Raw genomic sequence first — 26,491 nt, 5'->3', positions numbered from 1 at the left:
GGCAGCGGGATCGAATGCGTCATCGGCTCGGGCTCATCGCCAAGCGGAAACCAATCGCTTGGATATCCGACCCTACTCCTCCCCCCCGGGTGGGGCAAGACGCCCGCTGTTCCGGGCGACGAGCGGTTCAGCCGCGGCCGGGAACGGGCCCGGGGCGTACCGGCCCGGGCCCTTGAATGCCCAACAAGTTGTTGTTTTCAAAACTTATTTTACGATGACCTCGACGCGCCGGTTGCGCGCGCGGCCTTCGGCACTGCCGTTGTCGCCCAGCGGCCGGCTCTGCCCAAGACCTTCCACCTGCAGGCGGGAAGCGCTGACGCCGGCGGCCACGAGGGCGTCGGCCACGGCCTGCGCGCGGCGCTGCGACAGGGCCTGGTTGGCGGCAGGATCGCCCTGGTTGTCGGTGTGGCCTTCGACCGTGATCCGGGTCCTGCCGCCACCGGCCTGCAGATAGGTGGCCAGCGCACGCGTACTCACCTCGGCCGCCGGTGTCAGGCTGGCGCGGCCCGAGGCGAAGGCCTCGCCCCCCAGCGTGAAGACCTCGCCGCGGCGCTCCTGCTTCGACGGCGGCAGGGTGCCCCCGGCCATGAGTTCGGCTTCCTGCCGCGCGAGGGCCGCTTCGCGCTCGCGGGCGGCCTTCAGGCGCGCGTTCTCGACGCCGGCCACGCCCACCAGGGCGTTCTCGACATCCTGCATCGCGGCTTCGCCGGCCTCGGTCTGCTCGCGCAGGCGCGCCGCTTCCTCGGCCTGCAACTGGGCCTGCAGGCGCAGGCGCTCGGCCTCGGCGCGGGCCTGGGCGGCATCGCGGCGACTGGCTTCGATCAGCAGTTCGCTGCGCTGGGTCTCCAGGCGACCGAGTTCCTGCTGCAGGACCTGGTTGCGGGCCGCGATCTCGGCGATCGACACCCGGCGCTCGGCCACGTAGCGCGCGGCCTCGCGGTTGCGGCTGGACGCCTTGTCGAGCGCTTCGAGCGCCTGCCGGGCCTGCAGGCGCTCGTAGGCGCCGTAGCTGGCCACGGCGGGATCGCTGTCGAGCGCCCCCAGGCGCTGCGCCAGGGACGCGGAAGGGTCGGTGCTCTGGGCCTGGGCCGCGGGCGCGGCGCACAGGGCGAGGACCAGGCAGGCGGCAAGACGCTTCATCGGCCACCCTCCCCTTGCAGGCGCTGCTGCAGCTGCGTGATCTCGGCGCGTCGCTGGGCGACCTGCGCGTTCATCTTCGCTTCCTGGCTGCGGGCCAGGGCAAGGTCGGCATCGGCGTCGGCAGCCAGCGCGAACTTGCGGGCATCGTCCTCGCGGCCTTCCGCCATGGCCACCTGCGCCCGGCTGAGCGCTTCGCGTGCCGTGGCGATGTCCTGCGCGGCATACTGGTCGGCGTCGGCGTCGGATGCCAGGGAAATCGACTGCTGGGCGTCCGCCAGTTCGGCGGTCGGGGGCGGCAGGCTCGCGCAGCCGGAAAGGCCGGAAGCGAGAACTGAAGCCACTAGCAGGTAACGGATTTGTGCGAAGCTTGGGATCATTGGGGAGGCCATGCGGTTGCGAAATCGCCGGGCCATTGTCTGAAGCCGGTGGCCGGCTTGCAACGTCGGGCCGCCGGAACCGTATCGAACGAGGGGCTGCAGTATGGACATCGGCTATTTCCTGAAGCTGATGACGGAAAAGAACGCGTCGGACATGTTCCTGACCACCGGCGCGCCTGTCTACATCAAGGTCGAGGGCAAACTGTACCCGCTCGGCAACACGGGCCTGCCCCCGGGCATGGTCAAGAAGATCGCCTACTCGCTGATGGACGAGGGCCAGGTGCCCTCGTTCGAGCGCGACCTCGAGCTGAACATGGCGATCGCGCTGCCGGACGCGGGCCGCTTCCGCATCAACGTGTTCAAGCAGCGCGGCGAGGTGGGCATGGTCATCCGCGCCATCCGCAGCGTGATCCCCAGCATCGAGGAGCTGCAGCTGCCGCCGGTGCTCAAGGACATCATCATGGCACCCCGCGGCCTGGTCCTGATCGTCGGCTCCACCGGCTCGGGCAAGTCGACCACGCTGGCCTCGATGATCGACTACCGCAACAGCAACACCTCCGGGCACATCCTCACCATCGAGGACCCGATCGAATACCTGCACAAGCACAAGAAGTCGATCGTCAACCAGCGCGAGGTCGGCCTGGACACGCATGCCTTCCACAACGCGCTGAAGAACGCGATGCGCGAAGCGCCGGACGTGATCCTGATCGGCGAGATCCTCGACGCCGCGACCATGGAGGCGGCCATTGCCTTCGCCGAGACCGGCCACCTGTGCCTGGCCACGCTGCACTCCAACAACGCCGACCAGACGCTCGAACGCATCCTCAACTTCTTCAACGAATCGGCGCACAAGAACGTGCTGATGAACCTGGCCCTGAACCTCAAGGCGGTCATCTCGCAGCGTCTGGTCATCGGTACCGATGGCCGCCGCCTGCCGGCCGCGGAAGTGCTGATCAACACCCCGCACATCCGCGACCTCATGCGCCGCGGCCAGGTCCACGAGATCAAGCAGGCGATGGAAGAGACGCTGGAGGAAGGCATGGAGAGCTTCGACCAGTGCCTGTTCCGGCTGGTCAAGGAAGGTCGCGTGGAGATGGAAGAGGCGCTCAAGGCCGCCGACTCCCGCGATGGCCTGGCGCTCAAGTTCCGCCTGTCCGAGGGCGGTGGCAGCGAGCACGACCCTTACGCGGACGTCTTCGACGCCGAATCGCACTGAGACTGGCATCCACACCGCGGCGGATACGGAAAGCCACCCAAGCGGGTGGCTTTTTTTTCGCACTCTTCGAGCCACCCTGCCGTCATCCCAGCGAACGCTGGGATCCAGCCCTTGCATCTTGCTTGGCGACCCGGCCCAGCGCTGCGCGCAAGGCGTTCGGCCAAACCGCGAGGCGGCGCCCTGCAAGCGGTTGCGCCCTACCCCAACGCACATTGGGATCCGGCCTTTTCGCGCGAAGTGGTGTGCCATGGATGTCGAGCACGAGGTCGAGGCGATGCGATGCCGCGCGCGGGTCGTGGCCATCGCAGGACGGCATGAGCTGGATCCCAGCGTTCGCTGGGATGACGAGTGGTGGTGACGCCGAGACCGTCAATCGCGCGGCCATTGGCCGGATCGCAGGATGGGTTGCGTGAAGCAAAACCCACCGTGCGTCGCGGCCGGCAACCACGGTGGGCATCGCCTTCGGCTCGACCCACCCTACGGCGACGGCGCGGCCAAACCCGTTCGGCGGACCCACAAACCGTCATTCCAGCGAACGCTGGAATCCAGCCTTTGGCAAAAGGCTCGGGAGTTCTCCCCGTCCCAGCGCGGTGCGCTGGACGTTCGGCCGGACGGCGCGGGGTTGCGATGCAGGCCACCCGGATCAGCCGAATTCTCCCCCGGTCGGGAGAAGAACCTTTCCCGGTCGCGTCGACTCAGGCCGGCGACGGCGCGTCGGGCTGGCGCTCGGGGCGCGCGGCGTCGAAGGCCGGCAAGGCCAGGCAGGCGGCCTCGATGCGTTCGATCGTCGGGTACGGGGCCATGTCCACCTTGAACCGGCGCGCGTTGTAGACCTGCGGGACCAGGCAGCAATCGGCCAGGCCGGGCGCGTCGCCCTCGCAGAAGCGTCCAGTGGATGGGTGGTCCACGAGCATCGCCTCGATGGCCTCGAAGCCGTCCTCGACCCAGTGCCGGACCCAGGCCTCGCGCCCGTCGGCGTCCACGCCCATTTCGTGTTCCAGGTGCTGCAACACGCGCAGGTTGTTGAGCGGATGGATCTCGCAGGCCACCGCCTGCGCCAGCGCCCGCACCCGGGCGCGGTCGCGCGCCTCGCCCGGCAGCAGGGCCGGCGTGGGCCAGGCTTCTTCCAGGTATTCCAGGATGGCCAACGACTGGCGAAAGACCCGGCTGCCGTGCCGCAGCACCGGCACGAGGCCCTGGGGGTTGGCCTCCCGGAAGTCGGGCATGTGCTGCTCGCCGCCATCGCGGACCAGGTGGACCGGCTCGATGTCGTAGGACAGCCCCTTGAGGTTGAGCCCGATGCGCACGCGGTAGGCCGCGCTCGAACGCCAGTAGGAGTACAGCTTCAATCGCTCGTTCACGGTTCCACCTCGTTTCCCCGGATGCGGCCCTGGTCCAGCGCGCACCTTACCGCAGACGCGACGGCGGGCGGCCGCCGGGGCCACCCGTCGTCGGCGGCGCGTCGCCGTCAGGGCTGCTCGATGCGTTGCTCGATCGCACCGAAGACGCTCGCGCCGCTCTTGTCGAGCATCTCGATGCGCACGACGTCGCCGAACTTCATGAAGGGCGTGCTGGGCTTGCCGTGCTCGAGGGTCTCCACGGTGCGACGCTCGGCGAAGCAGGACGCGCCCAGCGAGGTGTCCTCGTTGGCGACGGTGCCCGAGCCGACGATGGTGCCGGCCGACAGCGGGCGGGTGCGGGCCGCGTGCGCCACCAGCTGGGCGAAGTTGAACTGCATGTCGACGCCCGCCTCGGGCGCGCCGAACCACTCGCCGTTGACGTGGGTGAGCATGGGCAGGTGCAGCTTGCTGTCGCGCCAGGCATCGCCCAGCTCGTCCGGGGTCACGAACACCGGGCCCAGCGCCGAACGCGGCTTGGATTGCAGGAACCCGAAGCCCTTGCCCAGTTCGGCCGGGATGAGGTTGCGCAGGCTCACGTCGTTGACCAGCCCGACCAGCTGGATGTGGCCGGCGGCCTGTTCGGGCGACGCGGCCATCGGCACGTCGTCGGTGACCACGACGACTTCCGCCTCCAGGTCGATGCCGAAGTCCTCGCTCGGCACCTTGACCGGGTCGCGGGGGCCGTAGAAGCCGGCGCTGACCGCCTGGTACATCAGTGGATCGGTGTAGAAGGTTTCGGGCACCTCGGCGCCCCGCGCGCGCCGCACGCGCTCCACGTGCGGCAGGTAGGCGCTGCCGTCCACGAACTCGTAGGCCCGCGGCAAGGGTGCCGCCAGGCTCGCGGGGTCGAGCGCGAAGTCGCCCTCGGCCTCACCGGCATTGAGCGCCTCGGAGAGGGCGTTCAGGCGCGGCGCCAGGTTCGACCAGTCCTCCAGCGCCCGCTGCAGCGTGTCCGCGATGCCCGTGGCCTTGACGGCGCGGCCGAGATCGCGCGAGACGACGACCAGGGTGCCGTCGCGGCCCCCTTCCTTGAGACTACCGAGCTTCATCTGGACCGGACTCCTGCGTGCGGGGTGGGATCTGAGGGTACGTGGCGGCCGTGAACGTGCCGTCGGTCAATGGTTTCAATTGTAACCTAACGCCGGCCAGCGCCGGGACGCAGCGGCGCGACCCGCAAGTGTGACCGGTCGCCGGGAACGGGTCGACGGGCGTCAGCGCCCGGTCGCGGGACTGCTAGGCTTGCGCCAGGGAAGACAGAAGGATCTGCCATGCTACCCCCCGGGGCCGCGCCATTGGAGGCGCTTTCCGCACTCGCCGAGTGCCCGACCGCCGCTGCGCTGACCGAGGCCGTCGACCGGCTGGTCCAGCCCATCGGCATCCGCCATTGGCTCTACGCCCTCGACCTGCCGCTGGTCGACGACCGCCGCGAGCAGTTCACCCTCGGCAGTTACCCCGAGGCCTGGGTCGAGCACTACCTGGGCAGCGATTACATCCGCATCGATCCGGTGGTGGCGCATTGCCACGACCACGCCGTGCCGCTGGACTGGGCCCGCCTGGGCCAGGAGCGGCGGACCACCCTCGATCCCCGCGCACGCAGCATCCGGCAGATGTTCGGCGAAGCCGCCGAATTCGGCCTCGGTGCCGGCTTGAGCATCCCGCTGCATGGCCCGGGCAGCAACTGGGGGCTGATATCGTTCACCGGCGACGCGCGGCTTGCGCCGGAGCTGTCGTCGCGAATCGCCGAGTTGCACCTGCTGGCACATTTCGTGCACGAGGCGGCCCGGCGCTTCACCCACTCGCTCAACGCGCCGCCCCGTCCGCCGCAGGTACCGCGGTTGACCGGCCGCGAACGCGAGTCGCTCTACTGGGCGTCGGCCGGAAAGACCAGCTGGGAGATCGGCCAGCTGCTCGGCATCAGCGAGCGCACGGTCATTTTCCACGTCCAGAACGCCAGCCAGAAGCTCGGCGTATCCGGGCGCCAGGCGGCGGTCGCACGCGCGGTGTCGATGGGTCTGATCGGGGCGCATTGATCGCCGGGGTCGCGCGACCCTGTCGGAACTGCCAGCTGCACGAATCGACGGTATCGGGTTCCCTGTGCATCCCGTTCGACATGGAGTGTGTCGGGATGATCGAGTTCACCGTGGCCCGGGCCGGCGAGCCCCGCCTGCCGCCGGCCCTGTTCGACAGCATGCTGCGCCTGCGCGCCGAGGTGTTCGGCGAACGCCTGGGATGGGCGGTGCGGGTGGAGGTCGGTCGCGAGCACGACCGCTTCGACCTGCTCGGGCCGGACTACGTGATCGCCCACGAGGGCCAGCGGGCCATCGGCTGTTGCCGCCTGCTGCCCAGCCTGGGGCCGAACATGCTGAGCGACGTGTTCCCTGCGCTCGCGGCGCCATCGGGCGTGCCCCGCGGCAGCGGCATCATCGAGGTCAGCCGTTTCGCGGTCACCACCGCGCGTGCGCCCGACGACGACGCATGCGGCCACCGTTTTGGCGGGATACCCGCGCGGCTGGTCGCCGAGGTCCTGTGCTTTTCCGCCCAGCAGGGGATGGACTGCGTGGTCGGCGTCACCAGCGCCGGGTTCGAGCGCCTGTTGCGACGGCTCGATCTCGACGTGCAACGGCTGGGCCCGGCGCAGCGGATCGGTTCGGTGACCAGCCTGGCGTTCCGCCTGCCCTTGCATGCCGGCAACCTGGCCGTGGCGCGTGGGTTGCAGGCCACGCGGGCCGTACCGCTGGCCCGCGCGGCCTGATTGGCCTGCCTGCCGTCAGGCGGTGGCGGCTCGCGGCTCGGCGGCCATCGTGGCGATCTCGCGAAGCTGCATGGCCGTGCAGTCCCAGAGGCGATGGCGCGCGTTGAGCGCCTGTCGGGCGGCGTCGCGGGCGACCTTGAGCCCGTCGCGCTGGCGGCCCAGCATGGTGGCCAGCATGCGGCTGGCGGCCGGCCCGTGTTCGTCGGCATCGAGCTCGATATGGCGCTCCAGGTAGTAGACGAAGCCCGGTGCCTGCAGGGTGTCGAGCCCCCAGCGGTCGAGCAGGCCCTGGAACATCCCGGGAATCACGTTCTCGCGGCCGTAGAGGAAGCTGGCCATCACCTGCAGGGTGGTGCCACCGGTGGCGGTGCGCAGGGTGTCGCAGACGAACTCGGCGACGAAATCGGGGGCCCCCGCCTCGGCGAGTGCCTGCTCGTGGCCATGGCCCTGGCCCAGCAGGTCGAGGAAATGCCTGAACGCCCGCGTCGGCGCGCCCACGTCTTCCATCGCCTTGAGGTAGAGGTCGAGGTGGCTCGCGGGCCGCCCCTCCGCATCGATGTCGCTTTCCTCGGCCAGCACGATGTCGTTGATCAGCCGGGCGCTGGCCGGGTCGGCCGGGGGCATCCAGGGCAGGCGCACGCAGGTCAGGTCCTGCTGCAGCCGCTTGACCAGGGACATGAAGTCCCAGACCGCGAACACATGCACCTGCATGAAGGCGCGCAGCGCCTGGATGTCTCGCAGTTCCTCGAACACGCCGTGGCTTTCCAGCCCCGCTCGCAACCGTGCGATCTGGGGGGTCAGTACGGCGTCGCCTTCCATATGCATGTTCGCGTCCATGTCGGTCCTCGCTCGTTGTGATTCGATGACGGCGGACGTGGCGTACCGCCGGTCAATGCGGTTGGTACAGGGGGTAGAGGCTGTTCTCCTCGCGTTCGATGCGTTGCGTCAGCAGGCCGCCGACGGTGTTGTAGTCCTCCAGGAACTCCGCGCGGCCACGCACGTCGAAGCTGGCGACCTGGTACTTCTTGACGAAATCCACCACGCCTCGCGCGATGCTGTTCATCTCGCGGCGGAAGCTGCGGATCAGCATCGAGTTCTCCGCGTCGTCCTGGAGGGTGTTCTCGACGTAGTTGTAGAAGCGCACGTTCTCGGCGATCAGGTGGGCTTCGAGCCGGGTCTTGAACGACAGCAGGAGGGCCGGCACGTCGCCGTACTCGTCGAGCTTGGCGCACTGCCCGATCTCCTTGAACAGGGCGACCAGTTCGCGGTGGTCCTTCTCCAGCGACTCGACCAGCGACGGGTCGTACTTGATCTGCCTCGCGCGCCCGGTCGGCACGTCGAACTGGATCGGCGCCCGTGGCGTCGCGCCGCCCTTGTGGCTGGTGGGCTGCCCGCCCATGAGCCTTCGCATGAAACCCAGCACTTCCTTCCCCTTTGGATGACTCGCCATCCCCGTGGCGAGGGGCAAATTAGCGTCATCGTCCATGGCTCGACACCTGTCAGAACCGACAGGTATCCGGGTGCGTGAATCCACGGGTGCAGGCAGGCGCGCCCCTGCCCTCCACGGCCCCCAGCAAGCGGCGCCTGCCCTTCCCGGGGCGCGGCGGCGGCCGTGGTGCGTCGCCGCGTGGGTGGGCCAGGCCAGGCGGGATTCCGGTTTTGCGACGCTGATCGCGCTTGGGCGATGCCTTCACGAAGGATCCGGCACGCAGCGACGGGGTGATTACCGCGCTGCAGCACCGTCGCGCGCGGACGCAGGGCAGCGGGGTATCGGAAGCCCGGACACAAGAACGCCCGCCGGATGGGCGGGCGTTCTTGTTCGGATATGGCAGCCCCGGATGGATTCGAACCACCGAATGCCTGAGTCAGAGTCAGGTGCCTTACCGCTTGGCGACGGGGCTATGAGACCGATTATAACGCAAATGCCACCAAGTGGATTAGCGCTTGGAGAACTGCGTGGCGCGACGTGCCTTGTGCAGGCCGACCTTCTTGCGCTCGACTTCGCGGGCGTCGCGGGTCATGAAGCCGGCCTTGCGCAGCTCGGACTTCAGGCTCTCGTCGTACTCGACGAGGGCGCGCGCGATGCCGAGGCGGATCGCACCGGCCTGGCCGGTGGTGCCGCCGCCGATCACGGTGACGTTGACGTCGAACTTGTCGGTCGACTGGGTCAGTTCGAGCGGCTGGCGCACGATCATGCGCGCGGTCTCGCGACCGAAGAACTCGTCGAGCGGACGCTGGTTGATGGTGATGGCGCCGCTGCCCTTGCGCAGGAAAACGCGCGCGGTGGAGGACTTGCGACGGCCGGTGCCGTAATTCTGCTGGATAGCCATGTGTCGTTTACCTTAGAGGTCCAGGGGCTGCGGCTGCTGCGCGGCGTGCGGATGCTCGGAGCCCTTGTAGACCTTGAGCTTGCGGTACATTGCGCGGCCGAGCGTGTTCTTCGGCAGCATGCCCTTGACGGCGATCTCGATCACGCGCTCGGGGTGGCGCTCCAGTGCCTGGGCCAGGGTCTCGGACTTCAGGTTGCCGATGTAGCCGGTGAAGCGGTGGTACATCTTGTCCTGCAGCTTCTTGCCGGTCACGGCGATCTTCTCGGCGTTGATCACCACGAGGTAATCGCCGGTATCGACGTGGGGGGTGTACACGGGCTTGTGCTTGCCGCGGAGGCGGCGCGCGAGCTCGGAGCTCAGGCGGCCGAGGGTCTTGCCCGCGGCATCGACGACGTACCAGTCGCGCTGGACGGTCTCGTTCTTGGCAGTGAAAGTCTTCATGACGGCTCTACTTGGGGGTGCATGGTCGGGTTGGTTGCAGTCGCGCGCGGGCCGTGCCCGGGGCGACTGGAACTTCACCTCGCGTTGTTTGCGGAACTCAAGAGGCGGAATGATAGCGGCTTGCCCCCGACGCTGCAAGTTCGCCCCTGGACGCGTTCAGACTGCGCTAGCATCGCCGATGATGCCCGAGTCCGCCTGCCCACCCGCTCTTCCGACCGGTGCCGCATCGCTGGCGGCGCTGGCGGACCGCTGCGTGCAGTGCGGGCTGTGCCTGCCGGCCTGCCCCACGTATGCCCTGGAGCGGATCGAGGCCGAATCGCCGCGTGGCCGGATCGCCCTCGCCCGCGCGTGGTCGCAGGGGCGGATCGCGGCCACGCCGGCCGGCGAAGCCCACCTGGACCACTGCCTGGGATGCCGCGCCTGCGAGCGCGCCTGTCCGGCTGGCGTGTCCTACGGCGCGCTGCTCCTGGCCGCGCGCGCCGAACAGCGGCAGCGTCGCCGACCCGCCCTGCGCCAGCGCCTGCTCGAGACGCTGGTCGCCCGGCCGCGCATGCTCCGCGTACTCCTGGACACCTACCGGCGCGCCCATCCGCTGCTGCCGACGGCCTGGCGCCCCCTGCCCCGGCCGCCAACGCCGGCCGCGCGCGCGAACCGTCCGGACCCCACCGATGCCCGCCCATGGGTGGCCGTGTTCGAAGGCTGCGTGGCGCGTGCCTACGAAGGCCCGGTGCGCAACGCCCTCGCGCGCCTGTGCGAGGCGCTGGGGGTCGCGCTCGTCGCACCGCCGGCGCAGGCCTGCTGCGGCAGCCTGCATGCGCATGCCGGCGACGCCACGGGACAGGATCGCCTGGGCAGGCGCAACGCCGGGGCATTCGCCGGCGCATCCCGCGTGCTCACCCTGGCCAGCGGCTGCCACGAAGCGATCGCGGCGGCGCTGCCGCCCGGCGTCGCCGTCGACGCCTTCCACTACCTGCATGCCCGGGGCGACCGGCTCCGCTTCCGTCCACTGCGTGCGCGCGTCGCACTGCAGCTGCCGTGCACCCAACGCGACAGCGAAAGCGCGGCGGCGATGCTGGCCCTGCTGGCGCGCGTGCCGGGGCTGGAGGTCCAGCGCCTCGATGCCGGCACCGGCTGCTGCGGCGCGGCCGGCTCGCGCATGCTGCTCGACCCCGCCCGCGCGGCGGCGCATCGCCAGCCCCTGCTGGACCAGATCGAACGCCTGGGGCCCGATCGCATCCTCAGCGCCAACATCGGCTGCCGCCTGCACCTGGGCAACGGGACGGGGCGCCGCATCGAGCATCCGCTGGAACTGCTGGCCGACCAACTGGCCACGGACTGAGGGACCGCATGGGCTTCATCGCCCGTGGCCGCCCCAACGCCTAGAATGGCGTCATGCAGACACGCCACCTCAGCCGGCTCGACCGGCTCATCGACCAGGCGCAGCGCGCGATGGAAACCGTCCTCGGCGCCCCGCTCGCCGAACGCGCCAACCCGGGCCTGCACGAACCCGACGTCGTGCTGGGCGAGGAAGAGCGCCGCCACGCCGCGGGACTGATGCGGATCAACCATGTCGGCGAAGTCTGCGCGCAGGCGCTTTACTGCGGGCAGGCCACCGTGGCGCGCGACCCGGCGACCCGCGAGCACCTCCTCCACGCCGCGCAGGAGGAGACCGACCACCTGGCCTGGTGCGGGGATCGCCTGCGCGAGCTCGACAGCCGTCCCAGCCTGTTCAACCCCCTGTGGTACGGCGGCAGTTACGCAATCGGCGTGCTCGCCGGCCTTCGCGGCGACGGCTGGAACCTGGGCTTCGTGGTCGAGACCGAACGCCAGGTCGAGGCGCACATCGACGAACACCTCGCCTCGCTGCCGGCGGCCGACGGACGCAGCCGCGCGATCCTCCAGGTCATGAAGGCCGACGAGGCCCGCCATGCCGACAATGCCGAAGCCGCCGGCGCGCGCATCCTGCCGCCGCCGATCCCGGGCATCATGGCCGCGGCGTCGAAGGTGATGAAGGCGGTGGCTTATAGGGTGTGATTCGTAATTGGTGATTCGTGATTCGTAATTGGTGATTCGTGATTCGTAATTGGTGATTCGTGATTCGTGATTCGAGAAGAGCTTGAGAAAGCAAAAGGCCCGCATCACGCGGGCCTTTTGCGTTGGTTCTTGACCAATCACCAATCACCAATCACCAATCACCAGCCATCAATCCACGAGGTTCCGCCCGTGGTACAGCTCTTCGATCTCGCGCTTGAGCCGGGCCTCGATCTTCATGCGCTCCTTGAACGACAGGTTGCGCGCCTTCTCCTCGAACAGGTAGCGGTCGAGGTCGAAGTCCATCAGCTGCATCTTGGTGTGGTAGATGTTTTCCTGGTAGACGTTGACGTCGAGCATGTCGTAGCGCGACTTCACGTTCTTGGCCAGGTAGTCCTGGATCGAATTGATCTTGTGGTCGATGTAGTGCTTGCGGCCCTTGATGTCGCGGGTGAAGCCGCGCACGCGGTAGTCCATCACCACGATGTCGGACTCGAAGCTCTCGATCAGGTAGTTCAGGGCCTTCAGCGGCGAGATCACGCCGCAGGTGGCGACGTCGATGTCCGCGCGGAAGGTCGCGATGCCGTTGTCCGGGTGGGTCTCCGGATACGTGTGGACGGTGATGTGCGACTTGTCCATGTGCGCGACCACGGCGTCGGAAATCACGCCCTTGGCCTGCGACTTGTCGATCACCGGCTCTTCGGAGATCAGGATCGTCACCGAGGCGCCCTGCGGATCGTAGTCCTGTCGCGCGATGTTGAGGATGTTCGCGCCGATGATCTCCGCCACGTCGGTGAGGATCTGGGTCAGGCGGTCGGCGTTGTAGGCCTCGTCGATGTACTCGATGTACCGCTGGCGCTGGTCCTCGGACACGGCGTAGCAGACATCGTAGATGTTGAACGAGAGGGCCTTGGTGAGGTTGTTGAAACCCTGCAGCCTCAAGCGAGGCAACGGCTTGACCACGACTTTGTACCCGGGGGACGACTGGGTCGGGGATTATGAGGCAATCGGGATGACGACGAAAGCAAGGCGCCCGGCGGGGGCCGTCCCGGGCCGCCGGGCGCCCCCGGGAGGGCCCCGGCGCTCTTCGCAAAAACGTCAGGATTTGCCCAAGAGCGTCGCTTGGCCCTAAGCTCCAGCGGGTCAAGGCCACACTTGCCCAGAAAAACCTATGTCAGCCGATTCGGTCGCACACCTCACCGCTCTCCGCCGCTCGCACAGCCCGCTCACCCCGGACGCGTCCACGATCGAGCGATTCCTCGCGCACTGCCACCGCCGCCGCTATCCGTCGCGCACCGACGTGTTCCGGCCCGGCGACCCGGCGAGCACCCTTTATTACGTCATCTCCGGCTCGGTCAGCATCATCACCGAGGAAGACGACGGTCGCGAGCTGGTGCTGGGCTATTTCGGCCCCGGCGAGTTCGTCGGCGAGCTGGGACTGTTCATCGAGAGCCAGCAGCGCGAAGTCATCCTGCGTACCCGCGTGGCCTGTGAGCTGGCCGAGATCGGCCACGACCGCTTCTACGACCTGCTCATGACGCGCCTGGCGGCGGATGCGCCCAAGCTGCTGTACGCGATCGGCGCGCAGATCTCGCGCCGCCTCCTCGACACCAGCCGCAAGGCCGGCCGCCTGGCCTTCCTGGACGTCACCGACCGCATCGTCCGGGCCCTGCACGACCTGGCCCAGGAACCGGAGGCGATGAGCCACCCGGACGGGACCCAGCTGCGGGTGTCGCGCCAGGAACTCTCCCGCCTCGTCGGCTGCTCCCGCGAGATGGCCGGCCGCGTGCTCAAGAAGCTGCAGGCCGACGGCAAGCTGCACGCCCGCGGCAAGACGGTGGTCCTCTACGGCACCCGCGACTGACCCCGGGATTCCCCGGTTTCTTCGCCACGACAGGCGGCCTGCGGGCCGCCTGTCGCGTTCCGGGGGCCGCGATCAGGCCACCGGCTCGCCCGCGCGGCCCGGGCACCCCCAGTTGAGGATCGGCGTGCCGGCGGGCAGCACCTCGCGGAACATCGCCACGCGGCTCGCCTTCGGGTTGACCACCACCGGCGCGCGCGCCGCCTTGAGCAGGGGCAGGTCGGCGGAGCTGTCGGAATAGGCCTTCTCGACCGGTCCAGCGAAGCCCGCGTCGCGCAGCATCGTCATCTTCATCTCGTTGTGGCAGTGGCGCACGGGGCCGACGCCGCCCCAGCGCGGGCCGACCTGGGTCCCCACGACCGGCACGTCCTCGTGGGCGACGAAGGCCAGGATCGCGCGGGCCAGTTCGGGCGGCGCACCGGTCGCCACCACCACCCGGTCGCCTGCCTCGCGATGCGCGCGGAACACCTCCAGCGCCACGGGCAGCAGGCGCGCGCGGATCACCCCGGCATGGCCATCGACGTAGCGGTCGATCACCGCATCGAGGTCGCCGCGCCCGTGCAGGCCGAACACCGAGCCCACCCAGACGAACCCGGAGATGCCGAAGCGGCGGGTCGGCAGGAAGGCCACCAGCGGACCGAACACCGGCGCGATCGCCAACGCCAGCAGCACGCGCCACCAGGCGCGGCCGATCATCCAGCGGAACAGGTGGCTGCCGGAGTCGCCGTCGTACAGGGTGTGGTCGAAGTCGAACACCACCAGCGGCGCGCCGGGCGCCGCCTGCGGATAGCGCGGGCCGGCGACGCTCATGCCGCGAACAGGCGCTTGAGGGCGGCGCCGGGGTCCGCCTCGCGCATGAAGCTTTCACCGACCAGGAAGGTGTCGATGCCGGCTTCGCGCATGCGGGTCACGTCCGCGGGCGTGGCGATGCCGCTCTCGGTGACCAGGGTACGGTCCGGCGGCACGGCCTGCCTGAGCCCGAGGGTGGTCTCGAGCGAGACCTCGAAGGTGCGCAGGTTGCGGTTGTTGACGCCGATCAGTTCGCAGTCGGTCTGCAGCGCGCGCTCGAGCTCGTCGATGTCGTGCACCTCGACCAGCACGTCCATACCCAGCGCGTGCGCGAGGTTCGCCATCTCGATCATCGGCCCGTCCTCGAGCGCGGCGACGATCAGCAGGATGGCGTCGGCACCGATCATCCGCGCCTCGTAGACCTGGTAGGGGTCGACGGTGAAGTCCTTGCGCAGCACCGGCAGGCCGCAGGCGTCGCGCGCCTCGCCCAGGTACAGGTTGCTGCCCTGGAAGAAGTCGACGTCGGTGAGCACCGACAGGCAGGCGGCGCCGCCGGCCTCGTAGCTGCGCGCGATGTCGGCCGGCCGGAAGTCGGGGCGGATCAGGCCCTTGGACGGGCTCGCCTTCTTGACCTCGGCGATCACCGCGGCCTCGCCCGCGTCGCGCTTGCGCTGGATGGCCTGCACGAAGCCGCGCGCGGGCGGCATGGCCTCGGCGCGGGCGCGAACCATCTCCAGGGGGCGCATCCTGCTGCGCTGTTCGATCTCCACGGCCTTGCGCGCGAGGATGGTGTTGAGGATGTCGCTCATGAGCGTTGCTTGGCTTCCGTGGGTCACCGGCCGCGGGGCCGGCGCATGGGTGGTGGGGATTCAGGCGGGCGGCAGGCCGCCCAGTACGCGCGTGAGGGCGACGAATTCGTCCAGTTTCGCCCGCGCCGCGCCGGAGGCCATGGCCTCGCGGGCCCGGGCGATGCCGTCGGCGATGGAATCGGCCACGCCGGCCACGTAGAGCGCCGCGCCGGCATTCATCGCCACGATCTCCAGCGGCAATCCCGGGCTGCCCGACAGCACGTCGAGCACGATCTGCCTGGACTCCAGCGCGTCGCCGACCTGGAGGTTGCGGGTCGCCGCCATGGCGATGCCGTAGTCTTCGGGGTGCACCTCGTACTCGCGCACCTCGCCGTCGCGCAGTTCGCCGACCAGGGTGGCCGCGCCCAGCGACAGCTCGTCCAGGCCATCCCGGCCCCAGACCACCAGCGCGCGCTTGGCGCCCAGCTTTCGCAGCACGCGTACCTGGATGCCGACGAGGTCGGGGTGGAAGACGCCCATCAGGATGTTCGGGGCGCCGGCCGGGTTGGTCAGCGGCCCGAGGATGTTGAACAGCGTGCGCACGCCCATCTCGCGGCGCACCGGCGCGACCACCTTCATCGCCGGGTGGTGGACCGGGGCGAACATGAAGCCGATCCCGCAGCTGTCGATGCACTGCGCGACCTGGGCGGGCTGCAGCTCGATGCAGGCCCCGAGGGCCTCGAGCACGTCGGCGCTGCCGGACTTCGACGACACGCTGCGGTTGCCGTGCTTGGCGACCCGCGCGCCGGCGGCGGCGACCACGAACATGCTGGCGGTGGAGATGTTGAAGGTATGGGCGCCATCGCCGCCGGTGCCGACGATGTCGACCAGTTGCGAGCGATCGGCGACGTCGACCGGCAGGGCGAACTCGCGCAGCACCGTCGCCGCGCCCGCGATCTCGCCGACGGTCTCCTTCTTCACCCGCAGGCCGGTCAGGATGGCCGCGGTCATCGCCGGGCTGATCTCGCCACGCATGATCTGGCGCATCAACTCGACCATCTCGTCGTGGAAGATCTCGCGATGTTCGATGGTGCGTTGCAGGGCTTCCTGCGCATTGATCGGCATGGGCGACTCCTTGTTCGCGTGGGGCTGGCGCTCGGCGCCGCGCGTAATGGTAGACGAGCGGCCCGGCTCAGGCCCGCCCCGGCTGCTCCAGGAAGTTCCTGAGCATGGCGTGCCCGTGCTCGGTCAGGATCGATTCGGGATGGAACTGCACGCCCTCGACGGGGTGTTCGCGATGGCGCAGGCCCATGATCTCGTCGAATCCGCCGGCCGCGTCCTCGGTCCAGGCGGTGACCTCCAGGCAGTCGGGCAGGCTTTCGCGCCGGACCACCAGCGAGTGGTAGCGGGTGGCCTCGAAGGCGTCGGGCAGTCCATCGAACACGCCGCCACCGGCGTGGCGGATGGGCGAGGTCTTGCCGTGCATGATCTGCCGCGCGCGGACCACTTCGCCGCCGTAGGCCTGGCCCAGGCTCTGGTGGCCGAGGCAGACGCCGAAGATCGGCGTCGTCGCGCCCAGGCGTTCGATCACGGCCACCGACACGCCGGCCTCGTTGGGGGTGCAGGGGCCGGGCGATATGACGATCCGCGACGGCGCCAGCGCCTCGATGGCGGCCACGTCGAGCTCGTCGTTGCGCACCACCTTCACCTCGGCGCCCAGCATCTGCAGGTACTGCACGAGGTTCCAGGTGAAGCTGTCGTAGTTGTCGATCATCAGCAGCATCGGCGCGCACTCGGTGTGGGCCGGGCACGGGCCCGGGTTTCGAGGAGGGAAAGGAAGGTCGCCATCGCGCCTTGCGCCGCGCGGCGGGGTCCGGGGCAGGACCGGGAAGGCCCCTGCGGCGGGGCGGGTCGGAACGATGGGGTCACGCGGGGAGTCTCGGGGGGCGGTGGGTCGGGACGGCGGGGCCTCAGCGCCACCATCGCCAGGCGGTGCCACCTACGCGCCCGGCGTCCCCGGCCGGGGTGCAGGCGATGTCTCGATGTGCGCCGCGCATGACCATGGGCCCACTGTACCGGCTGCGCGGGCGCCGCGCGACCCTGCGCCGGGGCACGGGCGCGCGCCCCGGGCGTCGCTCAGGCGGTGCCGGTGTTGCCGCGCCGCAGGGGTACGGGGGCGGTGGCGATGCGCTTCTTCAGGTCGTCCATCGACCCTGGCATGACCACCAGGTAAGCCATGAGCTGCTCGGCCAGTTCCAGCAGCAGGTCGGCGCTGACCTTGTCGATCGCCGCTTCGTCCTCGAACTGGCGGCCGAAGGTGCCGCTGGAGTCGAGCAGGGGCGAGATGTCCTGCAGCGGCCGCTCCAGGTCGAGGTCCTGCGGCAACGCCTCCAGTTGCTGGGCAAGCGGCAGGTCGCGGCGTTCCTCGCCCAGCAACTGCACCGCCAGCCCCGCCAGCAGGTGTCGGATCATCAGCGCCGAGGCGCCCCACTCGGCGTGGTTGTAGAGCTTGAGGGCGGAATCGTAGGTGCGCGCCAGCGGCCCCGAGAGGTTCTGCAGGTAGGCCACGCCCGGCATCGCCTCGCGGCGGGCCGATCCGGGATGGCAGAACAGGCCGCCCTCGCGGATGACGCCGTCCTCGTTGAGCAGCTGCACGAACAGCACGCGCTCCTCGCAGCGCGAGCACACCATCTCGCTGGCCGCGACCTGCTGGCCGTGCTCCTGCCAGCTGCGGGCTTCCAGGACCGACTGCTTGAAGCAGTGCGGGCAGGTCAGCTCGACGGTGCGCGGAAACGTGTTGGAAAAGCGCGACTGTACATAACGATCTTCGACAGGCTGCATCGCAATCCCCTCCTGCTTCGCTTCCGGATACGGCGGGCGATCGTGCGACCCGCGGGACCAATGAACACCGTCCCTCGTGAAGGCAACGTCTGGGATTGATAAACGCGGACACGCGGCGCGCGTGACGGTTTCGGCGGCGCGCCGCGGCGCCCGCCACGGCAGGCATCGCAGTCATTGCTGAGAATCGTCCGCCCCGCTGACGGCGCCCGTTCAGAGTCCGCGCGCGGCTTCGTCGACGGCCCGGAACAGCGCGCGGCCCTTGTTCATCGTTTCTTCCCACTCCTTCTGCGGATCGGAGTCGTGGACGATCCCCGCGCCGGCCTGCACGTGCAGGCGGCCATCCTGGATGACCGCGGTGCGGATGGCGATGGCGGTGTCGGCATCGCCGTGCCAGCCGATGTAGCCGACCGCGCCGGAATAGATGTTGCGCTTGATCGGCTCCATCTCGCGGATGATCTCGAGCGCGCGGATCTTCGGCGCGCCGCTGACCGTGCCCGCCGGAAACGTCGCGCGCAGCACGTCGGCGTAGCTCATGCCCTGCTTCAGGGTGCCGGTGACTTCGCTGACGATGTGCATCACGTGGCTGTAGCGTTCGATGGTGAACTGCTCGCCCATCTTCACCGTGCCCGGTTCGGAAACGCGGCCGGTGTCGTTGCGGCCCAGGTCGATCAGCATCAGGTGCTCGGCGCGTTCCTTGGGGTCGGCCAGCAGTTCGGCCTCCAGGGCCAGGTCGTGTTCGGGCGTGTCGCCGCGCGGACGCGTCCCGGCGATCGGTCGCACGGTCACCTCGCCCCTGCCCTGCTCGTCGTGCTGCAGGCGCACCAGGATCTCGGGGGAGGAGCCCACCACCTGCATGTCGCCGACGTCGAGGAAATACATGTACGGCGACGGGTTCAGCGCCCGCAGCGCGCGGTAGACATCGACCGGGCGGGCCTTGAACGGTACCGACATGCGCTGGCTGAGCACCACCTGGAAGATGTCGCCGGCGCGGATGTACGCCTTGGAGCGCTCGACCGCGTCGATGAAGCCCTCGCGGGTGAAGCCGGACACGAAGTCCGCTTCGTCCAGGCCGTTGGGGTCGAGGGTCTCGGGATAGCTGGTGCCGCCGTGGCGAAGGCGATGCACCAGCTGGTCCAGCCGCCGGGTCGCCCGGGCGTGGGCCTGCGGTTCGCGCGGATCGGCGTGGACGATCAGGTAGAGGCGTCCGCGCAGGTTGTCGAAGACCGCGAGTTCCTCGCTGAGCATCAACAGGATGTCGGGCGTCCCCAGTTCGTCGGGCTTGTCGCCGCCGGCCAACCGCGGCTCGATGTAGCCGATGCACTCGAAGCCGAACCAGCCGACCAGCCCGCCAGTGAAACCGGGCAGGCCCTCGATGCGCGGCACCGAGTGTTCGGTGCGCAGGCGCTCGACCTCGGCGAAGGGGTCGTCGACGTGGCGGTGCTCGACCAGCTCGCCGTGCTCGGTGACGTAGAGCGTGTGGCCGGCGAAGGCGTACACGCGGCGCGCCGGCAGTCCGATGATCGAGTAGCGCCCGAAGCGTTCGCCGCCCTCGACCGATTCGAACAGGTAGGTGTGCGGGCCGTCGGCGAGCTTGAGATAGACCGACAAGGGGGTGTCGAGGTCGGAGAAGACCTCGCGCACGACCGGGATCCGGGTATGCCCTTCAGCAGCAAGCTGCTGGAAATGCTCGAGCGACTGGGCGGCGGTGTGGGCTGGACGATTCACGCGGCAGTTCCTTTGGGTGCGGCAGGGCGATGGCAACGGTGGGCGAGCTTGCGCTTGTCCACCATCGCCAACCCGTGTCGCCACGGCCGGCATTCGTGATCGCCCCGACAGTCATGGCCGCTACTTTAGCCGATCCGGGGCGGCAGCCGCCGGCGCACCGCTCAGGCGGGCAACAGGCCGCCGGCGAGGGGTGCCTCGGGCCCGGCGCCCGTCGCCGCACCGGGATCGCCGGGCACGCCGAGCAAGGGGCAGCCAGGCGGCAGGTGCATGCGCAGGCGGGCGCCCACGCAGTCGATACGGAAACGATGCGACTGCACCGGTTCCCCGTCGAGGTTCAGGACCAGGGCCGATTCGCTCTCCAGGCGGACCCAGGGCAGCCGTTCGCGCAGCGCGATGCGCTCGAGCGCGCCTTCGCGGCCTTCGGTCAGCAGGGCGGCGACGGTCTCGCCGACTTCGCCGTCGAGCGGCGGGATCAGGGTCAGGTCGAGCCGGCCGTCGTCGACGAGCGCCTCCGGGCACAGCTGCTGCCCGCCGCCGGCCTGGCGTCCATTGCCCAGGCCCAGAGCGATGAACTCGCCCTGCCACTGGAAGCCCGGTCCGTCGAGGCGGGCCGCCACCGGCTCGATCCGCCCCAGGCGGGCGATGCCGGTGACCAGGTAGGCCAGTCCCCCAAGCACTTTCTTCAGGCCTTCGTCGGTTTCCACCGTCACCTGCGTGCCGAAGCCGCCGCTGGCGAGGTTGGCGCACCAGTGCACGGCACCGTCGGACTCGATGCGCAACAGGTCGATGGGCTGGGCGCGCGTCTCCAGGACCAGGCGAAGGGCCGCCTCGGGCGTGTCGGGCAGGCCGGCGGCGGACGCGAAATCATTGGCGGTGCCCAGCGGCAGCAGGGCCAGCGCAGGCAGGTCGGCGGCGGGACGGTCGTGGTGGGCCAGGGCGGCGGCGATGGCGCTGAGCGTACCGTCGCCGCCACCGGCGACCAGCACGCCGACGCCATCGCGGAGCGCCTCGTCGACGTAGCGCTCGGCGTCGCCGCTTTCCCAGGTCACGCGCACGCCCAGGTCGACGCCGGCATCGCGCAGCGCCTGGACGGCGGCGCGCACATCCTCGTCGCCGGCGGCCTTGCCATTGAGCACGAGGCGCCAACGCGGCGCGGTCGCGGGGGAGGCAGTGGGCGTGGTCGTGGGGTCCATGCCGCGAGGCTAGCCAAGCCGCCCGCGCGTCGCCGTGAAGCCGCTGTCCGGGACATGAACGCCGGCGACGCGCGGCACGGCCGACATGCCATCGGCATGCGGCTGTCATGACGCCGTCATCGTCGACGCGGAGCATGGGAGTCCATTCTCAGGGACGACGGGCGGAGGCAGGATCGCCTCCAAATTTTCAGTGCTGACGCACGACCACCCCGGGATCCGCACGGCGGATCCCGGGGTTCATGCTGCCTGCCAGGCACCGCTCACCGTCATCCCGGCGAACGCCGGGATCCCGCTGTTGTTCTTCACGTTGCCGTCGACCCTCGCACCCGGGTGGCCGGCCGGAAGAAGTCGTGGTGCGACGGCCCTCCCACGCATCGCCCATGCTCCCTTCGGACCGGGGCCCCGGGTGCGCTTCGCTTGCCCGGGCTGCTCGGCAAGCGCTGGCTTGCGCCGCTGTGCTGCGCCAGCGGCCTGGGTGCTGCCTCAGCGCACGCCTGCCACGGCGGCCTTCATGCGGCCCACGACATCGGCATAGTCGCCGGCATTGAAGATCGCCGAGCCGGCGACGAAGGTGTCCGCGCCTGCCGCCGCGATCTCGGCGATGTTGTCGACCTTCACCCCGCCGTCGATCTCCAGGCGCACGTGGGGCGCGCGCGCGTCGATCATTGCGCGCACCGCGCGCAGCTTCTCCAGCGCGGAAGGAATGAAGGACTGGCCGCCGAAACCCGGATTGACCGACATCAGCAGCACCATGTCCAGGTCCTCGAGCACGTAGTCGAGCACCTCCACCGGGGTGGCGGGGTTCAGCACGAGGCCGGCCTGGCAGCCCGCGCCCTTGATGAGCTGGATGCTGCGATGGACGTGACGGCTGGCTTCGGGGTGGAAGCTGATCATGGACGCGCCGGCACTGGCGAAGTCGGGGATGATGCGGTCGACCGGCTCGACCATCAGGTGCACGTCGATCGGCGCGGTGACGCCGTGCTTGCGCAAGGCCTCGCACACCAGCGGACCGATGGTCAGGTTGGGCACGTAATGGTTGTCCATGACGTCGAAGTGCACCCAGTCGGCACCGGCCGCGAGCACGTTGTCGACCTCTTCGCCCAGGCGGGCGAAATTGGCGGACAGGATGGACGGGGCGATGACGGTCGGCTGCATGCGGGGGGCCATGTGGGAGTGGACGGGCACCCTGCGCCGGCCGGCGCAGGGCGGGACGCCATTCTAAGCCCTGGGTCCGGGCGTGACATCGCCGCGGGCCCGTGCCCGGCGCTAGCGCTTCCTGCGCAGGGCCTTGATGCGGTCGTAGGCCGCGTTCAGCTCGCGGGCCCGCACTTCGGCGCGCTGGCGCAGTTCGGGCGCAGCCCCCTGCAGGCGGTCCGGATGGTACTGGGCGATCAGGCGACGGTAGGCGCGATCGACCTCGTCGTCGCTGGCATCCTCGCCCAGGTCGAAGACCGCATACGGGTTGGCCCGGCGCGAGCGGAACCAGTCGGCATCGAAGGCATGCCCGACCAGCAGGCCGATCAAGGCCCCCAGCAACGGGTTGAAGCGCAGCAGCAGGGCCCCGGCGATGAATCCCAGCAGTTTTCCGTACCAGCGTTTCATGGGGCTCCAGGACGGGGAAAGGGAGGTGCCGGGGCCGCCGGCGGACGGCCCCGCGCGCCATACCGGGACAGGCGCCCCGATTCACGCGCGCAGTGTACCTGCACCTTGGCCCGGACCGGCGTACACTGGCCGGCCCTGTCGCGTCGGCGCGGGCTTCCCGGCCCCGCCCCGCAGGGGGATGCACGCAGCAGAATCGCACGATCGGGGAATACACGTTGTCCACCATATCGACCCAGAACGTCCTGTCCGAATCCGAACTGCCGGGCCTGCCCCTGCGCCACCGCGGCAAGGTCCGCGACGTATTCGACCTGCCCCGTGCCGCCCTGCCGGACGACGCGCCCGCCGGCGAGTACCTGTTGATGGTCGCGACCGACCGGCTCAGCGCCTTCGACGTGGTCCTGCCCGACCCGATCCCCGGCAAGGGCGCGATGCTCTGCCAGATCAGCAACTTCTGGTTCGGCAAGACCGAGCACATCGTCCGCAACCACCTCAGCGGCATCGACGTGGCCTCGGTGTTGCCGGCCGGCGTCGACCCGGCGCCCTACCTGCAGCGCGCGGTCGTGGCGCGCCGGCTCAAGCCCGTGCCGATCGAATGCATCGCCCGCGGTTACGTGATCGGCAGCGGCTGGAAGGACTACCAGCGCACCGGCCGGATCAGCGGCATCGCCCTGCCCGACGGCCTGCGCCAGGCCGAGAAGCTGGCCGAACCCATCTTCACCCCCTCCACCAAGGCCGCGGTGGGCGACCACGACGAGAACATCGATTTCGACACGGCGGTCAAGCTGTGCGGCGCCGACCTCGCCGAAGCCGTCCGCGACGCCACGCTGCGCCTCTACCGGTTCGCCGCCGAGCATGCGGCCGAGCGCGGCATCCTGCTGGCGGACACCAAGTTCGAGTTCGGTACCGATGCCGACGGCCGCCTGTACGTGATGGACGAGATGCTGACCCCGGACTCGTCGCGCTACTGGCCGGCCGACGAGTACGAAGTGGGCACCAGCCCGCCGAGCTACGACAAGCAGATCGTGCGCGACTACCTGGAGACGCTGGACTGGGACAAGACCGCGCCGGGTCCGCGCCTGCCGCCGGAAGTGATCGAGCGAACCCGCGCCCGCTACGCCGAGGCGCTGCAGCGCCTGGCCGGGCTCAGCGTCGACTGAAGGCGCCGAGCCGACCGGTGGCCGGCGACGCTGCACTGCCGCGGGCATCCCGCGGGCATTGCCGCTATGCTCGGACGCGCCTGCCATACGCCTGCGCATTCCCGCTGGAGTCGCCATGAGCACCGTCCACGACACCCCGCACGACGCGACCGCCCCACGCCGGCCGATCGACATCTGGTTCGCCCACTATTCCGGCGACCACCAGAACACCGCCAACCAGGCGATCCACGTGCTGTGCGTGCCCGCGATCCTGTGGAGCGTGGTCGCGCTGCTGTGGTGCATCCCGTCGCCGGGCACCTGGTTCGGACCGGGCTTCTGGGCCGGTGCGGCGATGTTCGCCGCGTGGGCGTTCTACTACCGCGCCTCGCGCCCGCTCGGTTTCGGCATGCTGGCGGTGTTCGTGCTGATGGGCTGGCTGACGCGATGGCTGCACGGCAGCCTGGGGACGATGCAGCTGCTCTACCTGGCCATCGCCGTGTTCGTGGTCGCCTGGATCGGCCAGTTCATCGGCCACAGCAAGCTGTTCGAGGGGAAGCGGCCGAGCTTCCTGACCGACCTGCGCTACCTGTTGATCGGCCCGGTGTGGGTGCTGTCGAAGCTGTACCGCAAGCTGGGCTGGCCCTACTGAGCCCCTGATCGCCGCCCACGCCGCGGCCTCCACGCACGCAACCGACACCACGGGCCGCGACCTTGCCGGGCGTGGCCACTGGCCGGCGCCGGGCCATCCCACGCTGTCGGCCGTTGCCCGCGCATGTTCTACTGGCGACTCGCGCCACCTCCCGGGCGACGGCAGGACCCGGACGTCGGCCGCCCCACCCTGCTGCCCCGGACCCTCCATGCCGACCCGCGACCTGTTCCTCGTGCTGCTCATCGTCCTGGCCTGGGCGTTCAATTTCCTGACCTCGGCCCTGGCGATGCGGGAAATCCCGCCCTTCCTGTTCACCGCGCTGCGCTTCGCCCTGCTCGCGCTGCCGCTGGTGTTCGTGCTCAAACGACCCGCACCGGGCCAGTGGCCCCGACTGGTGGCGACCTGCCTGTGCGTGGGCGTGTTGCATTTCGGCCTGAGCTTCAGCGCACTCAAGCTGGCCGGCGACCTCTCGTCCACCGCGATCGTCATGCAGAGCTACGTGCCGATGACGGCGCTGCTGGCCTGGGCGGTCCTGGGCGAGCGTTTCGGCTGGCGCACCGGCGTCGCGATCGCGATCAGCTTCGGCGGTGTCCTGGTGCTGGGCTTCGACCCGCTGGTACTGGACCGGCCGATGGCCCTGGTGCTGATGCTGGTCGCGGCCTTCTTCCTGGCGGCCGGCACGGTGCTGATGAAACCGCTCAAGCAGCTCAATGCCTACAGCATGCAGGGATGGACGGCGGTGTTCAGCGTGGTGCCGCTGCTGGCGATCAGCCTGTGGCTCGAACCCGGCGCCCTGGCGAAACTGCCGGATGTCGGTGCGGTGGCCTGGTTCGGCGCGTTCTACGCCGCCTTCATCTCGTCGCTGCTGGGCCACGGCCTCTATTACGTGCTGGTCCAGCGCTATCCGGTCGCGCAGGTGACGCCATGGCTGCTGCTGGTCCCGGTGCTGGCGGTCGGCCTGGGCATCGCGTTCTGGGGCGACCGGCCCGGCCCCAAACTGTGGATCGGCGGCGCGATGGTCCTCGGCGGCGTACTGGTCATCGCCCTGCGCGTGCTGCACAAGAGCCGCGCGCCGCGCGATGCCACCGGCCCGCACGAAATCCCGCCGACCGATACGATCTGAACCGCTACGGCACCGGCCGCCGCGCGGGCGCGAACATGCCGGCCACGGGGGCGAAGCGGCGCGGCGCGTAGCCGAAGTCGCGCATCGCTGGCGTCGCGTCGAACACCAGGTCCTCGCGCATCCGCGGCACCGCCGCGCCCAGACCCCGCGCCATGCCGGCCAGGCGCGCGCCGCCCAGCAGGAGGCGGAACAGCGGCCCGGGCAACTCGATGCATCGCGCCGGCGGCTCCAGGCTGGCCAGCACGCGGACGACCATCTCGCGGTAGGGCAAGGTCTCGCCGCCCGGCAGGTCGTAGGCCTGGCCGGCGCAGGCCGGCACGTCGCAGCAGGCGACCGCGGCGTCGGCCAGGTCCTCGACATGCACCGGCTGGCGCAGGCCGCGGGCGCCGCGCGGCAACGGGAACCAGCCCCGCGGGCGGGCGAGCGCCGCGATCCGCGTGAGCGTCGCATCCCGCCCGGCGCCGTAGACCAGGGTGGGTCGCAGGAGGGTCGCCGCGGTACCGCGTTCGCGGGCCCGGGCAAGGACCGTCGCCTCGGCCTCGCGCAGGCGGCGGGCGACGTCGCGTTCGGTGGCCTCGACCGAGGCCTGCTTGGTCGCCACGCTGGTCGAGCCGAAGGCCACGATCCGCGGCGCGCGAACGTCGTTGCCGGCGTACCAGCGGGCGAAGGCATCCAGCGGTCCGGCACTGAAGATCGCGTCCAGCCGGCCGGCCTCGAAGCCGGCCGGCAACGCGGGCATGGCGTCCAGCTCGCCTTGCACCCAGGCCACGCCCGCGGGACCGGTCCGCGGCTGGCGCGAGACCGCGACCAGTGACCAGCCGTCCGCCCGCAGGCGCGCCAGCAGCGCCTCGCCGACCTGACCGCTGCCGCCGAGGATCAACGCGCGGCGCACCGGGACCTCCCAAGGTGATCGGCAGCTGAACCGCGAACGCCGGCAACCGGGCCCGCGCGATGCCCGCCGGGCCGTCCACGGCGCGCGATCGCGGCGGCGCATATAAGCACGTTCGCGCGCGCGCGAGGCGGGGCTGGAACGAGCGGGGCGAACGGACGCGGGCATGTCATCGGCACAGCATACCGGGGCACCCGGACGCGGAGGT

General features: G+C 70.0%; 28 protein-coding genes and 1 tRNA gene. 9 read left to right on the top strand and 20 right to left on the bottom strand.

Annotated elements, in window-relative coordinates; genetic code table 11:
* Positions 1-204: 204 nt before the first annotated feature.
* On the bottom strand, positions 205-1,140 hold the full coding sequence (locus H4F98_RS00365; RefSeq protein ID WP_182684687.1) for an OmpA family protein: 936 nt from the start codon (positions 1,138-1,140) through the stop codon (positions 205-207).
* A complete protein-coding gene (locus H4F98_RS00360; protein ID WP_343064699.1) occupies positions 1,137-1,481 on the bottom strand; it encodes a DUF4398 domain-containing protein in 345 nt (114 codons plus the stop codon). Before H4F98_RS00360 ends, H4F98_RS00365 begins: the two co-directional genes overlap by 4 nt.
* A 139-nt stretch (positions 1,482-1,620) precedes the next feature.
* Between H4F98_RS00360 and H4F98_RS00355 the strand changes: the two genes are divergently transcribed.
* Positions 1,621-2,733 (top strand): PilT/PilU family type 4a pilus ATPase, encoded by a 1,113-nt coding sequence (locus tag H4F98_RS00355; RefSeq protein WP_182684686.1) that lies wholly within the window; start codon positions 1,621-1,623, stop codon positions 2,731-2,733.
* A gap of 695 nt (positions 2,734-3,428) precedes the next feature.
* On the opposite strand, the gene maiA is transcribed toward H4F98_RS00355, so the two are convergent.
* Both maiA and H4F98_RS00345 read right to left on the bottom strand, forming a co-directional pair.
* Entirely contained in the window at positions 3,429-4,094 is a 666-nt protein-coding gene (gene maiA, locus H4F98_RS00350) for a maleylacetoacetate isomerase (protein ID WP_182684685.1), read from the bottom strand.
* Positions 4,095-4,201: 107 nt separating this feature from the next.
* A complete protein-coding gene (locus H4F98_RS00345) occupies positions 4,202-5,182 on the bottom strand; it encodes a fumarylacetoacetate hydrolase family protein (protein ID WP_182684684.1) in 981 nt (326 codons plus the stop codon).
* Between the two features lie 219 nt (positions 5,183-5,401).
* Here H4F98_RS00345 and H4F98_RS00340 point away from each other — a divergent pair, with 219 nt between their 5' ends.
* A complete protein-coding gene (locus H4F98_RS00340) occupies positions 5,402-6,163 on the top strand; it encodes a helix-turn-helix transcriptional regulator (RefSeq protein WP_182684683.1) in 762 nt (253 codons plus the stop codon).
* 95 nt (positions 6,164-6,258) lie between these two features.
* A complete protein-coding gene (locus H4F98_RS00335) occupies positions 6,259-6,885 on the top strand; it encodes an acyl-homoserine-lactone synthase (protein ID WP_182684682.1) in 627 nt (208 codons plus the stop codon).
* Between the two features lie 15 nt (positions 6,886-6,900).
* Here the strand turns inward: H4F98_RS00335 and H4F98_RS00330 are convergent, their stop codons facing one another.
* The 5 genes from H4F98_RS00330 to rplM all read right to left on the bottom strand — a co-directional run bounded on the left by H4F98_RS00330 (position 6,901) and on the right by rplM (position 9,656).
* The gene (locus tag H4F98_RS00330; RefSeq protein WP_220479024.1) at positions 6,901-7,710 is read right to left on the bottom strand and encodes a DUF3050 domain-containing protein; all 810 of its coding nucleotides are present in this window, start codon (positions 7,708-7,710) and stop codon (positions 6,901-6,903) included.
* Between the two features lie 64 nt (positions 7,711-7,774).
* Complete coding sequence (locus H4F98_RS00325; protein ID WP_182684681.1) at positions 7,775-8,296, bottom strand: hemerythrin domain-containing protein; 522 nt, start codon at positions 8,294-8,296, stop codon at positions 7,775-7,777.
* Between the two features lie 415 nt (positions 8,297-8,711).
* A tRNA-Gln gene (locus H4F98_RS00320) sits at positions 8,712-8,786 on the bottom strand.
* A gap of 36 nt (positions 8,787-8,822) precedes the next feature.
* Positions 8,823-9,215: a 30S ribosomal protein S9 gene (gene rpsI, locus H4F98_RS00315; protein WP_141519665.1), complete on the bottom strand. Its 393-nt coding sequence runs from the start codon at positions 9,213-9,215 to the stop codon at positions 8,823-8,825.
* Positions 9,216-9,227: 12 nt separating this feature from the next.
* On the bottom strand, positions 9,228-9,656 hold the full coding sequence (rplM, locus tag H4F98_RS00310) for a 50S ribosomal protein L13 (protein ID WP_141519664.1): 429 nt from the start codon (positions 9,654-9,656) through the stop codon (positions 9,228-9,230).
* A 181-nt stretch (positions 9,657-9,837) separates the two neighbouring features.
* On the opposite strand from rplM, the gene H4F98_RS00305 reads away from it, so the two are divergent.
* Together H4F98_RS00305 and coq7 are read left to right on the top strand one after the other, a co-directional pair.
* A complete protein-coding gene (locus tag H4F98_RS00305; protein ID WP_182684680.1) occupies positions 9,838-10,995 on the top strand; it encodes a (Fe-S)-binding protein in 1,158 nt (385 codons plus the stop codon).
* A 53-nt stretch (positions 10,996-11,048) separates the two neighbouring features.
* Positions 11,049-11,690 (top strand): 2-polyprenyl-3-methyl-6-methoxy-1,4-benzoquinone monooxygenase, encoded by a 642-nt coding sequence (coq7, locus tag H4F98_RS00300; protein WP_182684679.1) that lies wholly within the window; start codon positions 11,049-11,051, stop codon positions 11,688-11,690.
* A 168-nt stretch (positions 11,691-11,858) separates the two neighbouring features.
* Here coq7 and speD read toward each other — a convergent pair whose 3' ends face one another.
* Positions 11,859-12,650 (bottom strand): adenosylmethionine decarboxylase, encoded by a 792-nt coding sequence (speD, locus tag H4F98_RS00295; RefSeq protein ID WP_141519661.1) that lies wholly within the window; start codon positions 12,648-12,650, stop codon positions 11,859-11,861.
* Between the two features lie 208 nt (positions 12,651-12,858).
* On the opposite strand from speD, the gene crp reads away from it, so the two are divergent.
* Positions 12,859-13,551 (top strand): cAMP-activated global transcriptional regulator CRP, encoded by a 693-nt coding sequence (gene crp, locus H4F98_RS00290; RefSeq protein ID WP_141519660.1) that lies wholly within the window; start codon positions 12,859-12,861, stop codon positions 13,549-13,551.
* Between the two features lie 72 nt (positions 13,552-13,623).
* On the opposite strand, the gene H4F98_RS00285 is transcribed toward crp, so the two are convergent.
* From H4F98_RS00285 to H4F98_RS00245, 9 genes are all read right to left on the bottom strand, one after another.
* Positions 13,624-14,358 carry a haloacid dehalogenase-like hydrolase gene (locus tag H4F98_RS00285; protein ID WP_182684678.1) on the bottom strand — a complete coding sequence of 245 codons (735 nt, stop codon included), beginning with the start codon at positions 14,356-14,358 and terminating at the stop codon, positions 13,624-13,626.
* Positions 14,355-15,146, bottom strand: coding sequence for an indole-3-glycerol phosphate synthase TrpC (trpC, locus tag H4F98_RS00280; protein WP_182684677.1), 792 nt, complete (start codon positions 15,144-15,146; stop codon positions 14,355-14,357). Before trpC ends, H4F98_RS00285 begins: the two co-directional genes overlap by 4 nt.
* A 60-nt stretch (positions 15,147-15,206) precedes the next feature.
* On the bottom strand, positions 15,207-16,250 hold the full coding sequence (gene trpD, locus H4F98_RS00275) for an anthranilate phosphoribosyltransferase (protein ID WP_182684676.1): 1,044 nt from the start codon (positions 16,248-16,250) through the stop codon (positions 15,207-15,209).
* 67 nt (positions 16,251-16,317) lie between these two features.
* Positions 16,318-16,908, bottom strand: a complete 591-nt coding sequence (locus H4F98_RS00270) for an anthranilate synthase component II (RefSeq protein WP_182684675.1) — start codon at positions 16,906-16,908, stop codon at positions 16,318-16,320.
* A gap of 353 nt (positions 16,909-17,261) precedes the next feature.
* A complete protein-coding gene (locus H4F98_RS00265) occupies positions 17,262-17,966 on the bottom strand; it encodes a hypothetical protein (RefSeq protein WP_182684674.1) in 705 nt (234 codons plus the stop codon).
* Positions 17,967-18,176: 210 nt separating this feature from the next.
* Entirely contained in the window at positions 18,177-19,691 is a 1,515-nt protein-coding gene (gene trpE, locus H4F98_RS00260) for an anthranilate synthase component I (protein ID WP_343064698.1), read from the bottom strand.
* 161 nt (positions 19,692-19,852) lie between these two features.
* A complete protein-coding gene (gene yegS, locus H4F98_RS00255; protein ID WP_182684672.1) occupies positions 19,853-20,884 on the bottom strand; it encodes a lipid kinase YegS in 1,032 nt (343 codons plus the stop codon).
* A 483-nt stretch (positions 20,885-21,367) separates the two neighbouring features.
* Positions 21,368-22,039: a ribulose-phosphate 3-epimerase gene (rpe, locus tag H4F98_RS00250; RefSeq protein WP_182684671.1), complete on the bottom strand. Its 672-nt coding sequence runs from the start codon at positions 22,037-22,039 to the stop codon at positions 21,368-21,370.
* A gap of 111 nt (positions 22,040-22,150) precedes the next feature.
* Positions 22,151-22,486 carry a J domain-containing protein gene (locus H4F98_RS00245; RefSeq protein ID WP_182684670.1) on the bottom strand — a complete coding sequence of 112 codons (336 nt, stop codon included), beginning with the start codon at positions 22,484-22,486 and terminating at the stop codon, positions 22,151-22,153.
* A gap of 224 nt (positions 22,487-22,710) precedes the next feature.
* On the opposite strand from H4F98_RS00245, the gene H4F98_RS00240 reads away from it, so the two are divergent.
* From H4F98_RS00240 to H4F98_RS00230, 3 genes are all read left to right on the top strand, one after another.
* Positions 22,711-23,643, top strand: coding sequence for a phosphoribosylaminoimidazolesuccinocarboxamide synthase (locus H4F98_RS00240; RefSeq protein WP_425487556.1), 933 nt, complete (start codon positions 22,711-22,713; stop codon positions 23,641-23,643).
* A gap of 115 nt (positions 23,644-23,758) precedes the next feature.
* Positions 23,759-24,271 (top strand): Mpo1 family 2-hydroxy fatty acid dioxygenase, encoded by a 513-nt coding sequence (locus H4F98_RS00235; RefSeq protein ID WP_182684669.1) that lies wholly within the window; start codon positions 23,759-23,761, stop codon positions 24,269-24,271.
* Between the two features lie 208 nt (positions 24,272-24,479).
* The gene (locus H4F98_RS00230) at positions 24,480-25,394 is read left to right on the top strand and encodes a DMT family transporter (RefSeq protein WP_182684668.1); all 915 of its coding nucleotides are present in this window, start codon (positions 24,480-24,482) and stop codon (positions 25,392-25,394) included.
* A 4-nt stretch (positions 25,395-25,398) separates the two neighbouring features.
* On the opposite strand, the gene H4F98_RS00225 is transcribed toward H4F98_RS00230, so the two are convergent.
* Positions 25,399-26,286, bottom strand: a complete 888-nt coding sequence (locus H4F98_RS00225; RefSeq protein ID WP_343064697.1) for an NAD-dependent epimerase/dehydratase family protein — start codon at positions 26,284-26,286, stop codon at positions 25,399-25,401.
* Positions 26,287-26,491 lie beyond the last annotated feature (205 nt).

Source organism: Marilutibacter spongiae, assembly GCF_014145325.1.
Taxonomy (GTDB): domain Bacteria; phylum Pseudomonadota; class Gammaproteobacteria; order Xanthomonadales; family Xanthomonadaceae; genus Marilutibacter; species Marilutibacter spongiae.
Note: the sequence above shows the minus strand (reverse complement) of the source record. Positions and strands in the feature narration are given on the sequence as shown.

Excerpts from the sequence above, each read along its gene's own strand:
- H4F98_RS00365 (WP_182684687.1), bottom strand. The coding sequence starts at position 1,140 with ATGAAGCGTCTTGCCGCCTGCCTGGTCCTCGCCCTGTGCGCCGCGCCC.
- H4F98_RS00355 (WP_182684686.1), top strand. The coding sequence starts at position 1,621 with ATGGACATCGGCTATTTCCTGAAGCTGATGACGGAAAAGAACGCGTCG.
- H4F98_RS00345 (WP_182684684.1), bottom strand. The coding sequence starts at position 5,182 with ATGAAGCTCGGTAGTCTCAAGGAAGGGGGCCGCGACGGCACCCTGGTC.
- H4F98_RS00340 (WP_182684683.1), top strand. The coding sequence starts at position 5,402 with ATGCTACCCCCCGGGGCCGCGCCATTGGAGGCGCTTTCCGCACTCGCC.
- H4F98_RS00335 (WP_182684682.1), top strand. The coding sequence starts at position 6,259 with ATGATCGAGTTCACCGTGGCCCGGGCCGGCGAGCCCCGCCTGCCGCCG.
- H4F98_RS00330 (WP_220479024.1), bottom strand. The coding sequence starts at position 7,710 with ATGCATATGGAAGGCGACGCCGTACTGACCCCCCAGATCGCACGGTTG.
- H4F98_RS00325 (WP_182684681.1), bottom strand. The coding sequence starts at position 8,296 with ATGCGAAGGCTCATGGGCGGGCAGCCCACCAGCCACAAGGGCGGCGCG.
- rpsI (WP_141519665.1), bottom strand. The coding sequence starts at position 9,215 with ATGGCTATCCAGCAGAATTACGGCACCGGCCGTCGCAAGTCCTCCACC.
- rplM (WP_141519664.1), bottom strand. The coding sequence starts at position 9,656 with ATGAAGACTTTCACTGCCAAGAACGAGACCGTCCAGCGCGACTGGTAC.
- H4F98_RS00305 (WP_182684680.1), top strand. The coding sequence starts at position 9,838 with ATGCCCGAGTCCGCCTGCCCACCCGCTCTTCCGACCGGTGCCGCATCG.
- coq7 (WP_182684679.1), top strand. The coding sequence starts at position 11,049 with ATGCAGACACGCCACCTCAGCCGGCTCGACCGGCTCATCGACCAGGCG.
- crp (WP_141519660.1), top strand. The coding sequence starts at position 12,859 with ATGTCAGCCGATTCGGTCGCACACCTCACCGCTCTCCGCCGCTCGCAC.
- H4F98_RS00285 (WP_182684678.1), bottom strand. The coding sequence starts at position 14,358 with ATGAGCGTCGCCGGCCCGCGCTATCCGCAGGCGGCGCCCGGCGCGCCG.
- trpC (WP_182684677.1), bottom strand. The coding sequence starts at position 15,146 with ATGAGCGACATCCTCAACACCATCCTCGCGCGCAAGGCCGTGGAGATC.
- trpD (WP_182684676.1), bottom strand. The coding sequence starts at position 16,250 with ATGCCGATCAATGCGCAGGAAGCCCTGCAACGCACCATCGAACATCGC.
- H4F98_RS00270 (WP_182684675.1), bottom strand. The coding sequence starts at position 16,908 with ATGCTGCTGATGATCGACAACTACGACAGCTTCACCTGGAACCTCGTG.
- H4F98_RS00265 (WP_182684674.1), bottom strand. The coding sequence starts at position 17,966 with ATGCAGCCTGTCGAAGATCGTTATGTACAGTCGCGCTTTTCCAACACG.
- yegS (WP_182684672.1), bottom strand. The coding sequence starts at position 20,884 with ATGGACCCCACGACCACGCCCACTGCCTCCCCCGCGACCGCGCCGCGT.
- rpe (WP_182684671.1), bottom strand. The coding sequence starts at position 22,039 with ATGCAGCCGACCGTCATCGCCCCGTCCATCCTGTCCGCCAATTTCGCC.
- H4F98_RS00245 (WP_182684670.1), bottom strand. The coding sequence starts at position 22,486 with ATGAAACGCTGGTACGGAAAACTGCTGGGATTCATCGCCGGGGCCCTG.
- H4F98_RS00235 (WP_182684669.1), top strand. The coding sequence starts at position 23,759 with ATGAGCACCGTCCACGACACCCCGCACGACGCGACCGCCCCACGCCGG.
- H4F98_RS00230 (WP_182684668.1), top strand. The coding sequence starts at position 24,480 with ATGCCGACCCGCGACCTGTTCCTCGTGCTGCTCATCGTCCTGGCCTGG.